Origin of the sequence: Collinsella sp. TM10-22 (genome assembly GCF_003466125.1) — a bacterium.
Classification (GTDB): domain Bacteria; phylum Actinomycetota; class Coriobacteriia; order Coriobacteriales; family Coriobacteriaceae; genus Collinsella.
Map to the genome: position 1 here is coordinate 81,203 of NZ_QSOC01000001.1, position 11,709 is coordinate 92,911.

General features: G+C 62.0%; 9 protein-coding genes and 2 tRNA genes. All 11 read left to right on the forward strand.

The genetic code is table 11. The annotated features are described in order from the left end of the window. The first annotated feature begins 3 nt into the window (after positions 1-3). Positions 4-495, forward strand: coding sequence for a hypothetical protein (locus DXD94_RS09610; RefSeq protein ID WP_158564761.1), 492 nt, complete (start codon positions 4-6; stop codon positions 493-495). After that, positions 440-814 carry a SelB C-terminal domain-containing protein gene (locus tag DXD94_RS09615; RefSeq protein ID WP_158553171.1) on the forward strand — a complete coding sequence of 125 codons (375 nt, stop codon included), beginning with the start codon at positions 440-442 and terminating at the stop codon, positions 812-814. Before DXD94_RS09610 ends, DXD94_RS09615 begins: the two co-directional genes overlap by 56 nt. 63 nt (positions 815-877) lie before the next feature. After that, positions 878-964 (forward strand) — tRNA-Sec (locus DXD94_RS09620). A gap of 263 nt (positions 965-1,227) precedes the next feature. Next, a complete protein-coding gene (gene gdhA, locus DXD94_RS00405; protein WP_117743617.1) occupies positions 1,228-2,583 on the forward strand; it encodes an NADP-specific glutamate dehydrogenase in 1,356 nt (451 codons plus the stop codon). Positions 2,584-2,991: 408 nt separating this feature from the next. After that, on the forward strand, positions 2,992-3,414 hold the full coding sequence (locus tag DXD94_RS09690; RefSeq protein ID WP_233540281.1) for an FAD binding domain-containing protein: 423 nt from the start codon (positions 2,992-2,994) through the stop codon (positions 3,412-3,414). A gap of 13 nt (positions 3,415-3,427) precedes the next feature. Further along, positions 3,428-3,511, forward strand: a tRNA-Leu gene (locus DXD94_RS00415). An 89-nt stretch (positions 3,512-3,600) separates the two neighbouring features. Continuing rightward, positions 3,601-4,902: a trigger factor gene (gene tig / locus DXD94_RS00420; RefSeq protein WP_233540282.1), complete on the forward strand. Its 1,302-nt coding sequence runs from the start codon at positions 3,601-3,603 to the stop codon at positions 4,900-4,902. Between the two features lie 163 nt (positions 4,903-5,065). After that, a complete protein-coding gene (locus tag DXD94_RS00425; protein ID WP_022095182.1) occupies positions 5,066-5,686 on the forward strand; it encodes an ATP-dependent Clp protease proteolytic subunit in 621 nt (206 codons plus the stop codon). A gap of 1 nt (position 5,687) precedes the next feature. Further along, a complete protein-coding gene (gene clpX / locus DXD94_RS00430; protein ID WP_117762878.1) occupies positions 5,688-7,097 on the forward strand; it encodes an ATP-dependent Clp protease ATP-binding subunit ClpX in 1,410 nt (469 codons plus the stop codon). A 287-nt stretch (positions 7,098-7,384) separates the two neighbouring features. Beyond that, complete coding sequence (locus tag DXD94_RS00435; RefSeq protein ID WP_117762879.1) at positions 7,385-10,081, forward strand: valine--tRNA ligase; 2,697 nt, start codon at positions 7,385-7,387, stop codon at positions 10,079-10,081. Between the two features lie 246 nt (positions 10,082-10,327). Next, positions 10,328-11,671, forward strand: a complete 1,344-nt coding sequence (locus tag DXD94_RS00440; RefSeq protein WP_117762880.1) for a folylpolyglutamate synthase/dihydrofolate synthase family protein — start codon at positions 10,328-10,330, stop codon at positions 11,669-11,671. Positions 11,672-11,709: the final 38 nt, after the last annotated feature.

Here is an 11,709-nt window from a genome sequence, read left to right on the forward strand (position 1 = left end):
GGCGTGGCGGGCCTCAAGCGCGGCGAGATGCTCGGCGTCGAGGGTCGCGTGGGCCAGAAGCTGCGCTTTTTGATGCAACTGACATATGTGGGGCGCGATGGCGTGCGATCCGGCGTTCTTGCTTCGGGTACGCGCATGCACGTCATGGCGGGCACGGCCGAGGTGCTCGGCCGCATTATGCTTTTGGACGACGAGCCGCCCCTCGCGGTCGGCGAGACGCGTGTGGTGCAGGTGCGCCTGGAACGGCCGCTGCCGTTGCGCGTCGGCGATCAGGCCGTCATTCTGTCGTATTCGCCAGTTTCGCTGCTTGGTGGCGGACGCGTCCTGCTTTCGCACTGTCGCCGCGCGCGGGCCCTATCGGCGGGGGAGCGCGCGCGGCGTGTGCGCCGTCGACGGCGCCGAGGTGTTCGACCCGCATTCCGCTGCTGCGGCGATACGCATGGTGCGCGAGGCTGGCCAGCGTATCGTTGCCCTGTTGGACGAGGCGGGTCTTAATGCGCCGACGCTTCCCGAGGTGGGCGAGCAGTTGCAGCTCGATCGCGACACCATGACGCGTGCACTGCGCGAGCTTTCGCTCAACCACTCGATCGTTAAAGTCGAGCGCGACGTTGCCTTGTCCGCCGCCGCCGAGGCCCATGCGCGTGAGGTTGTTGCGACGGCTATCGAGGCTGCTGGCGGCGCCGCCACCACGAGTGTGCTGCGTGAAGCTCTGGGCGTGTCTCGCAAGCGAACCGTCAGCATCTTGGAGCACCTGGATGCCGTGCGCTTTACAGTGCTCGACAAGGAGGCCGGCGGTCTGAGATCGCTGCGCTAGCGGTTTCCGCATCGCTCTTTTCGATTGCGGCATATTCGGTTTGGTAACAATACCGCCACGCTTGGGAACGGATGGGCCCCGCGGTCCTCAAAACCGTTGCGAGGCGTGCAAAACGTCTTGGATGTGTTCGATTCACATATGTTCCCGCCAACGCATCGCGCCAAAACCACCACAAAGGTGCCTGTCCCCTTTGTGGTGGTTTCGAAACGTGCGAGAAACAGCTTTGAAACACGCGATTTGCACGTCAGGCGGTCAAAAACCCATCTACCTGCATCGTAATCAAAATGAAACATCCGCCCGCGGTCTTATTCGTAACTTTGCCGCAACAGTGCGATATTATCCATACACGATAAAGCTCGCGGCGCATAGGGTGCCGCGACCGACACTTTTCGTTTCCCATCATTGGAGGAAGCATGAGCTACACGCAGAAAGTTCTCGAAGAGCTCAAGGCCCGCTATCCCGAGCAGCCTGAGTTCATCCAGGCCGCGACCGAGATCCTCGGCACCATCCAGCCGGCGCTCGACGCCCACCCCGAGTACGAGGAGGCCGCCCTGCTTGAGCGCCTTGTCGAGCCCGAGCGCATCGTCATGTTCCGTGTTCCCTGGGTCGACGACCAGGGTAAGGTTCAGGTCAACCGCGGTTACCGCGTCGAGTTCAACTCTGCCATTGGACCCTACAAGGGCGGCCTGCGCTTTAACCCCACGGTCACCCTGGGCATGCTCAAGTTCCTGGGTCTGGAGCAGATCCTCAAGAACAGCCTGACCACCCTTCCCATGGGCGGCGGCAAGGGCGGCTCCGACTTTGACCCCAAGGGCAAGTCCAACAACGAGATCATGCACTTCTGCCAGTCCTTCATGACCGAGCTCTATCGCCACATCGGCCCCAACACCGACGTTCCCGCCGGCGACCTGGGCGTTGGCGGCCGCGAGGTTGCCTACATGTTCGGTCAGTACAAGCGCCTGACCAACGAGTGGACCGGCGTCCTCACCGGCAAGGGCCTCTCCTTTGGCGGCTCGCTCGCCCGTACCGAGGCCACCGGCTACGGCCTGGTCTACTTTGTGGACGAGTACCTCAAGAGCCGCGGCGACTCCTTCGAGGGCAAGAACGTCGTCGTTCACGGCTCCGGCAACGTCGCTATCTACGCCGTCCAGAAGGTTTCCCAGCTCGGCGGCAAGGTGCTGGCCTGCTCCGATACTCACGGCTGGGTCGAGGATCCCGACGGCATCGACTACTCCGTGCTCGAGCACGTCTACAACCAGAAGCGTTCCGGTCACGATAAGGGCGTCACGCTCGCCATGTATGTTGACGAGAAGCCCAACGCCGTGTGGCACGAGGGCGACGGCCGCGGCGTGTGGCAGCTGCCCTGCGACATCGCGCTGCCCTGTGCTCGCGAGAACACGCTGCTGCTCGAGGACGCCCAGGCGCTCGTCGCCAACGGCTGCAAGGTAGTCGGCGAGGGCGCAAACATGCCCACGACCATCGAGGCCACGACCTACTTCCAGGAGAACGGCGTCGCCTTTATGCCTGGTAAGGCTGCCAACGCCGGTGGCGTGCTCGTGTCCGGCCTGGAGATGAGCCAGAACGCCGAGCACCTGTCCTGGACCTTCGAGGAGGTCGACGGTAAGCTCGAGCAGCTCATGCGCGGCATGTTCCACAACGTGGACGACACCGCCAAGGAGTATGGCCAGGAGGGCAACTTTGTCATGGGCGCCAACATCGCCGGCTTCCTGAAGGTCGCCGACGCCATGCTCGCTCAGGGCGTCTGCTAAATCCAGCTCAACATAGCTCCGTTCAGCACCAGCTGATGCACCTAAGGCTCTCGACCATATCGGCCGGGAGCCTTTTTCTATGGTGGCGAGGGTCGTGCGCCCTCGTTTGGTACACTTAGAGGTACTGGACAAGTAAAGAGATGGGGGAGAACTTGCTCAAGTTCGGTACCTACGTCCGTGTTGGAAACGCGGCCGAAGCCTATGAGCTCTTGCAGTAAAACCGCAACAACAAGATTGTGGGCGGCGGCATCTGGATGCGCCTGGGATCGCGTCGCGTGGCGACGGCGATTGACCTTTCGGCCTGCGGACTCGATCAGATCGAGGAGACCGAGACCGAGTTTCGCATCGGCGCCATGTGCACCCTGCGCCAGCTCGAGCGCCATGCCGAGCTCAACGCGCTCGTCAACAATGTGTTTGATTGCCGTCCACGACATTGTGGGCGTGCAGCTGCGCAATACCGCCACGGTGGGTGGCAGCATCTACGGCCGCTTTGGCTTCTCGGACGTGCTCTCCGCCTTCCTCGCGCTCGATTCCTATGTTGAGCTGACGGGTGCCGGCCGCGTGCCGCTCGCCGAGTTCGTGGACATGGGTTACGTGCGCGACGTGATCGAGCACATCGTGGTCGTCAAGCACGACTACCGCGCGAGCTACGAGGCCGTACGCTTTAGCTACCCACACTTCGAATTTGGCCCCGAGCTCGAACGCCTTGGTGGGGTAGATAAAAAAGCCCCGTCCCAAATTAGCTACCCTGAGCCATCGGCAACTCGTGGTGAGGTCGTGAGCCAAAAACGTGTGCGTGCGCTTGCCGCTCGTATCTGCTATCATTCCTAGTCTGTGCGCTCATGCGGGCGTGGCGGAATTGGTAGACGCGCCAGATTTAGGTTCTGGTGGGATTCCCGTGAAGGTTCGAGTCCTTTCGCCCGCACCAACGCACTTGCGTCGGCTCCCGCCGTCGCGACTCTTTGTTGCATAAAAGGTACCAGCACCTCAGATAAGCTGGGCAGTATGAGGAGGAACGTGTTGAACATCACCGCTTCTGACGTCAAGGACGCCAAGCTCACCGCTACGGTCACCATCCCGGCCGCCGACGTCGACGCCGCGATCAAGAAGGCCTACAAGGACACCGCCAAGAAGTACCGCTTCCCGGGCTTCCGTGCCGGCAAGGCTCCCCGTCCGGTTATCGACTCCGCTCTTGGCGCCGAGGCTACCCTCGCTCAGGCCACTAACGACTTGATCGCCGCCAACGAGCCCGCCGTCCTCAACGAGCTGGACATCGTCCCCACCAAGAACGGTGACTACAAGGAGCTCGACCTCGCCAAGGATCACGAGGACTACACCTACACTGTCGAGTTCTCCCTGCGTCCTGCCGCTGAGCTCTCCTCCTTCGATGCGGTCGAGATCGAGATGCCTCCCGCGGAGGTCACCGAGTCCGAGATCAACAACCAGGTCGAGATGCTCCTCAACTACCGCGCTACCTTCGAGGACGTCGAGGGCCGCGCCGTCGAGGCTGACGACTATGTGACCGTCGACCTCAAGGCCGTCGAGAACGCTGATAACTTCGCCGCCGAGGGCCGTATGCTCATCGCCGGTAGCGACAGCAACCCCAAGGAGTTCAACGAGGCCCTGATCGGCGCTAACGTTGACGACGTCAAGACCGTCACCTGGACCGACGAGGTCGAGGAGGGCGAGGAGGCCGAGACCCACACCGTCGAGGTCACCGTCAAGGGCATCAAGGTCCGCAACACCCCCGAGCTCACCGACGAGCTCGTCAAGTCCGACTTTGGCTTCGACAGCATCGAGGCCATGCGCGACGCCATCAAGCTCGAGATCGAGCAGGACAAGGCTTCCCGCCTCCCGGCCGAGAAGGAGAACCGTTGCGTCTCCGCTCTCGCCGAGCGTCTGCAGCTCGAGGAGATGGACGCCGACTACGAGCAATCCGTCTTTGAGGAGCTTGGCCAGAACTTCCTGTCCAACCTTGCTGCCCGCGGCATGACCCTGGACACCTGGCTGCCCGCTTCCGGTCTGACCATGGAGCAGTTCATCGGCGATCTGCACAAGCAGGCCAACGACGTTGCCCGTGAGTCCCTGGCGCTCGACGCCCTCGCCCGTGAGCTCAAGATCGAGGTCACCGAGGACGACATCAACGCCGAGTTTGAGAAGGCTGGCGTCAAGGACGTCGAGGCTTCCAAGGCCGAGTTCATCGCCGATGGCCGCATGCCCGCCGTCCGCGAGTCCATCCGTCGCTCCAAGGCCGTCGATCACCTGGTCGAGAACGCCAAGGTGACCGAGGTCGACGAGACCGCCAAGGACGCCGAGTAATTCTCGCCACCTTGTCCGCGAGCGCATGCGTGTGCCCGTGATGGGGTAAAGTTATAAGCCGGTTATCCGGTTGTTTCGTACGGTGCCAGCCAATGCATAGCATGCGGGCACCGTACGTTTATCTAGAACCAATTTGGTCCGCAAGAGAGAAATGGAGATGCGTATGATCGCTAAGTTCGATTCCGCCCTCGTGCCATACGTTATCGAGCAGACGCCGCGCGGTGAGCGCAGCTACGATATCTATTCGCGCCTGCTCAACGACCGCATCATCTTCTTGGGCGAGGAGATCAACTCTGTCAGTGCCAACCTGGTCGTTGCCCAGCTGCTGCATCTTGAGAGCCAGGATGCCGAGAAGGATATCTCGCTCTACATCAATTCGCCCGGTGGCGAGGTATACTCCGGCCTGGCGATTCTTGACACCATGAACTTTATCAAGCCGCAGGTCTCCACCATCTGTGTCGGTATGGCCGCGTCTATGGCCGCCGTGCTTCTTTCGGCCGGCGCCAAGGGCAAGCGCTTCTGCTTGCCGCACTCCAAGGTCATGATTCACCAGCCCAGCGGTGGCGCCCAGGGCCAGCAGACCGAGATTGAGATCGTTGCCGAGGAGATCAAGAAGACCCGTCGCGAGCTCAACCAGATCCTGTCCGATGCCTCGGGCCAGCCCATCGAGAAGGTCCAGGCTGATACCGAGCGCGACAACTACCTGACCGCTGCCGAGGCCCTCGACTACGGTCTTATCGACCGTATCGTCACCTCGCGCGATCTCGCCGCGAAGGATGCCTAGGATGGCAGGTAACATGCAGGATAACTTCGACGAGAACGGAAACCCCATCCGCTGCTCCTTCTGCGGAAAAGAGCAGGGTCAGGTTCGCCGCCTTGTTAAGGGTCCGACCAACATCTTTATCTGCGACGAGTGCGTTGCCGCCTGCTCCGAGATTTTGGAGGAGTCGCTGGCTTCGGACTTTATGGACGCCGCCCGCAACGGCAAGCTGCCGGGCTTCCTCAACGACCACGGCCAGGCTGCGTCTCAGCCCGCTGTGGATACCGAGGCCGAGGGCTTTGAGCTCGAGGACGATATGCGTCAGGTCATTACGCGCGTGCCGACGCCGCACGAGATCTATGCCGAGCTTTCGGCCTATGTCATGGGCCAGGAAGACGCCAAGCGCGCCATGTCGGTTGCCGTGTACAACCACTACCGCCGCGTGATTGAGGGCGGCGCTGCGCTTTCGGCCTATGACGACGGCTCGGACGCGCAGCTCGACGACGATATGGACGAGGTGGAGCTCGCCAAGTCCAACATTTTGCTGCTCGGTCCCACCGGTACCGGTAAGACCCTGCTTGCCCAGACGCTCGCGCGTATTCTCGAGGTGCCGTTTGCCATCGCCGACGCCACCGCGCTCACCGAGGCCGGCTATGTGGGCGAGGACGTGGAGAACATCCTGCTCAAGCTCATCAACGCTGCCGATGGCGATATCGAGCGCGCACAGGTGGGCATCATCTATGTGGACGAGATCGACAAGATCGCCCGCAAGGCCGAGAACCTGTCCATCACCCGCGATGTTTCGGGCGAGGGCGTTCAGCAGGCACTGCTTAAGATTCTTGAGGGCACGGTGGCAAGCGTTCCGCCCACCGGCGGCCGCAAGCATCCCCAGCAGGAGCTGTTGCAGATCGACACGACCAACATCCTGTTTATCTGCGGCGGTGCCTTTGTGGGCCTGGATAAGATCATCGCCGACCGTGTTGGCAACAAGGGTGTGGGCTTTAACTCCGAGATCGCCGGCCCCACCTCGGTCGACGAGAACGACCTGCTGCGTCAGGTGCTCCCGCAGGACCTCAACGCCTTTGGCATGATCCCCGAGTTTGTGGGACGTACGCCGGTCGTCACCCAGACGCAGGCGCTCGACGAGGACGACCTGGTGTCGATCCTGACCGAGCCCAAGAACGCCGTGGTGCGCCAGTACCGCAAGATGTTCCAGCTCGAGGACGTTGAGCTTGAGTTTGAGGACGCGGCCCTGCACGAGATCGCCCGCATGGCACTTGCCCGTAAGACCGGCGCCCGCGGCCTGCGCTCCATCTGCGAGGACGTGCTGCAGCAGACGATGTTCGACCTCCCCAGTGAGGAGGGCGTTACCAAGGTCGTCGTGACCGAAGCCTCCGTAAAGGGCGAAGAGCAACCCCAGCGCATCTACGGCTAAACCAGCCAAATACGTGCTTGCAAATAGCCTCCGACCACCCGCGGTCGGAGGCTATTTTATATATACGCAATAACCCCAACTACCTGTGCTATTCTGTGTGTTTGTTTAAGCCAAAGCGAAGTCAATTCAGACTGAAGTAATCGATACCTAAGGGGAGGAATGTAGGCCCGTTTTTCGTAGATTCCGCACGAGCCGAAGACCACTTAATGTGGTCTTCGAGCGAGCCCAGGACCTGACCGAACGAAAATCGGGCCTACATTCCTCCCCGGCGGGACAGGGAGAGATATATGGAAGAGATGCCCAAGAACTACGATCCGTCGACCAACGAGCCGGCGATCCTGCAGAAGTGGCTCGACGGCGGCTACTACAAGCGCCGCGAGGGCGTGGGCGACTGTACCGTCACCATTCCGCCTCCCAACGTGACCGGCAAGCTCCACATGGGCCACGCCACCGACGACTCCATCCAGGACGCCATCATCCGTATGGCCCGCATGCGCGGCAAGTCCACGCGCTGGGTGCTGGGTACCGACCACGCCGGTATCGCCACGCAGACCAAGGTTGACAAAAAGCTCAAGAGCGAGGGCATTAGCCGCCTGGAGATTGGCCGCGACAAGTTTGTCGACGCCTGCTGGGACTGGACCCACGAGTACGGCGGCATCATCGTCGAGCAGATCAAGCGCATGGGCTGCTCCGTCGACTTTGATAACGAGCGCTTTACCATGGACGAGGACTACGCCCAGGCCGTGCGCAAGGTGTTCTGCGACTGGTACCACGACGGCCTGATCTACCGCGGCAAGCGCATCGTCAACTGGTGCCCCAACTGCACCACCGCCATCTCGGACGACGAGGCCGAGTACAAGGACGAGAAGGGCCACCTGTGGCACCTGCGCTACCCGCTGACCGAGCCGGTCAACGGCCAGGACTACATCGTCGTCGCCACCACGCGCCCCGAGACCATGCTCGGCGACACGGGCGTTGCCGTCTCCCCGAAGGACCCCGAGAAGGCCGCCTTTGTGGGCAAGACCGTCAAGCTCCCCATCGTCGACCGCGAGATCCCCATCTTTGAGGATTGGCACGTCGACGCCAACTTTGGCTCCGGCTTCGTTAAGGTCACCCCGGCCCACGACCCCAACGACTACGCCATGGGTCAGGCCCACGACCTGCCGCAGATCAATATCTTCGACGAGCACGCGGTGGTCGTCGAGGGCTACGGTGAGTTCACCGGCATGACCCGCGAGGAATGCCGTGAGGCCGTCATTAAGTGGTTTGAGGAGCATGACCTGCTCGATCACGTCGAGGACCACGACCACTCCGTCATGCACTGCTACCGTTGCGACTCCGCGCTGGAGCCGTGGCTGTCCGAGCAGTGGTTCGTGGCCGTCGACAAGCTCAAGGGACCGGCGCTTGACGCCGTCAACTCCGGCAAGGTCACCTTCCACCCCGCGCGCTGGACGCAGACCTACACTACCTGGATGGAGAACCTCAAGGACTGGTGCATCAGCCGCCAGCTGTGGTGGGGCCACCGCATCCCCGTGTTCTACTGCGAGGACTGCGGCTGGGAGGACGCCCTCACCGAGGACACCGATGTGTGCCCCAAGTGCGGCGGCCATCACGTGCATCAGGACGAGAACGTGCTGGACACCTGGTTCAGCTCGCAGCTGTGGACCTTCGCCACGCAGGGCTGGCCGCAAAAGCCGGAGCTGCTCGAGGGCCATCACCCCACGACAGCGCTCGTCACTGCACGCGACATCATCGCGCTGTGGGTTGCCCGCATGGTCATGAGCTCGCTGTACTTCCTGGACGAGGTGCCGTTTAAGGATGTCGTCATCTACCCGACGATTCTTGCCAAGGACGGCAGCCGCATGTCCAAGTCCAAGGGCAACGGCGTTGACCCCATGGACCTCATTGGCATGTACGGTGCCGACGCCATGCGCTACAACCTACTCACGCTGTGCACCAACAATCAGGACGTTAAGTTCGACGCGAACATCGATAGGAAGTCCAAGAAGCTCATCGACAGCCCGCGCACCGAGCAGGCCAAGTCGTTTGTGACCAAGATCTGGAACGCCAGCCGCTTCCTGCTCATGAACATGGAGGGCTACACGCCCGGCGAGCCCGTCGTGGAGACGCCGGCCGACGCCTGGATGTTCAGCCGTCTGGCCAAGGCCGTGAAGATGGTCACCGAGGGCATCGAGAACTACACCTTTGGCGACATGGCCCGCGGCGTGCAGCAGTTCTTCTGGAACGAGGTCTGCGACTGGTACGTCGAGGTCACTAAGGCCCGCCTGAAGGGCGAGGGCCGTCTGCAGGCTCAGCGCAACCTGATCTTTGTGCTCGATACCTCCATTCGCCTGATGCACCCGCTCATGCCGTTTGTCACCGAGGAGATTTGGGACAACATGCCGGCGAGCGTGCTCGATCTGGACGCCGAGGGCAACGTGGACCGCGCCGAGGCGCTCATGATCGCCAAGTGGCCGGAGCCCGCCGACTACGCCAAGTACGTCGACGAGCCTGCCGAGCGCGCGTTTGAGCTGTGCCGTACCGTCGTTTCCGCCGCCCGCGCCACCCGTTCGCGTTATCGCTTGAGCCCCAAGGCAGAGCTCGACGTGGTCGTGCGCGCCGGTGCCGAGGACGTCGAGAAGCTCGAGAGCCTGCGCTCGACCATCGAGCCGCTGGCCAACACCGCCTCGCTGGTCATGGGTACCGACGTTGAGAAGCCGGCCGCGAGCATCGCCGTGGTCGATAGCGGCGTCGAGGTCTTTGTGGTGCTCGAGGGCAAGGTTGACCTTTCGGCCGAGAAGGCACGCCTGGAGAAGGAGATCGCCGCGGCGCAGAAGGAGCTCGCCGGCTGCGAGAAGACCCTTGCCAACGAGGGCTTTGTGGCCAAGGCCGCGCCCGCGGTGGTCCAGAAGAAGAGGGACCGTGCGGCTGAGCTCAAGGAGATCCTGGCGGCGCTGACTGCTCAGGTTGCTGACTTCTCGTAGGCGGTACTGGGGGACGCGGTTTGGGGCATTGCTCGCTACTGCGGACTCCTATTCCGCCGTCCTAACGAACGGCGGCTGACTCGACGCTGCAAACGCCTCTGATGGCCAATCTGCCGTTCAACTTCGGGTGCATGGGCATAAGCCCTATGCGCCCTTGTTTTACGGCACCTTGGCTCATCAGAGGCGTTTTCGCTGACTATCCTCAACCTATACTGTTTTATTTTTCTATGAATGGCGGTTCTGAATATGCCTAAGCGTTCTGGCTTGTATACCGTTCCTTTTGAGTTTGATTTGCTTTCGTTTGATGAGGCTGTGGGGCTTGCTGCTGATACGGGGCGGATTTCTGGGGATGCTGGGCCTCTGCTTGAGACGGTTGTCGATATGCTCGATGAGCTGGGGCATCCGGACGAGTACTTTGATTGCATTCAGGTTGCCGGTACCAATGGCAAGACTTCGACCACGCGTTTTTCGGCTGCTATTCTTCGCGGCGAAGGGCTCAAGACCGCGCTGTATACGTCGCCGCAGCTTGTTCGCTATCCCGAGCGCATGGAGGTTGACGGGCGCGTCGTGAGTGACGAGACCTTTGCCCGTGGCGTTTCGGCGGCTGTCGAGGCGGGGCGTCGCGTGAATGCGCACCGTGTGGCGGCGGGGGAGCGCGCCTATACCATCACGCCGTTTGACCTGCTGACGGCTGCTGCGCTTGTGGTGTTTGCCGAGGCCGCGGTGGATGTTGCCGTGCTCGAGGTCGGCATGGGCGGACGTTGGGACGCCACGAGTGCGACCGATCCCGTCGCCGTTGCCATTACGGGCATTGGGCTCGATCACACGCGCATTTTGGGCGATACGCTCGAGGCCATTGCGGGGGAGAAGGCTGCGGTTATCAAACCCGGGCGCTTGGTTGTTTTGGGCGAGGGCACGCACGAGGCGAGCGTTCAGCGCGTGATGGATGCCCGTTGCCGCGAGTGCGGCATCGTGCCGCTCGTGGTGAGCCACGCCACGACTAAGGTGCCGGCGCGTGTGGGCGACACGGTGGAGTTTAGCTGCACTACGCCGCGTGCGATCTATGCGTCGAGCATGGTGAAGCCGGCGTATCAGCCGCAGAATGCAGCGTGTGCGATTATGCTGTGCGAGGGGTATCTGGGCCGCGAGCTCGACCATGACAAGCTTGATGCTTCGCTTATGGGCTGCCCCACGCCGGGCCGATTTGATGTGCTGGGAACTGATCCGCTCAAGCTGATTGACGCCTGTCATAATCCCCAGAGCTGCGAGAACTTTGTGAGCGCGCTGGACGAGATCGATCCGTGCGTGGAGAACCGCCCCACGCTGCTGTGTGCCGCGCTGGCAGACAAGGATGTGGCGGGTATCGTCGACGTGCTGATCCCGGCCTTCCCGCGTGTAGTCGTAACGCAGACCGATTCTGATCGCGCCCTACCGGCAGAGGAGCTCGCCGCTCTCGTTGATGCCGATAAGCTCGCGGGCGTGTACCCCAGCGTGCCCGAGGCCCTCGCTGCCTTCGATGCCGCGGGCGAGCCCTTCGTAGCAGCCGGCACCATCACCCTAGCCGGCGAAGTAGCCGGCCTGCTCCGTTAACCCATCCTGGAGGGTAGCTAATTTGGGACGGGGCTTTT

Excerpts from the sequence above, each read along its gene's own strand:
- DXD94_RS09615 (WP_158553171.1), top strand. The coding sequence starts at position 440 with ATGGTGCGCGAGGCTGGCCAGCGTATCGTTGCCCTGTTGGACGAGGCG.
- gdhA (WP_117743617.1), top strand. The coding sequence starts at position 1,228 with ATGAGCTACACGCAGAAAGTTCTCGAAGAGCTCAAGGCCCGCTATCCC.
- DXD94_RS09690 (WP_233540281.1), top strand. The coding sequence starts at position 2,992 with ATGTGTTTGATTGCCGTCCACGACATTGTGGGCGTGCAGCTGCGCAAT.
- DXD94_RS00425 (WP_022095182.1), top strand. The coding sequence starts at position 5,066 with ATGATCGCTAAGTTCGATTCCGCCCTCGTGCCATACGTTATCGAGCAG.
- clpX (WP_117762878.1), top strand. The coding sequence starts at position 5,688 with ATGGCAGGTAACATGCAGGATAACTTCGACGAGAACGGAAACCCCATC.
- DXD94_RS00435 (WP_117762879.1), top strand. The coding sequence starts at position 7,385 with ATGGAAGAGATGCCCAAGAACTACGATCCGTCGACCAACGAGCCGGCG.
- DXD94_RS00440 (WP_117762880.1), top strand. The coding sequence starts at position 10,328 with ATGCCTAAGCGTTCTGGCTTGTATACCGTTCCTTTTGAGTTTGATTTG.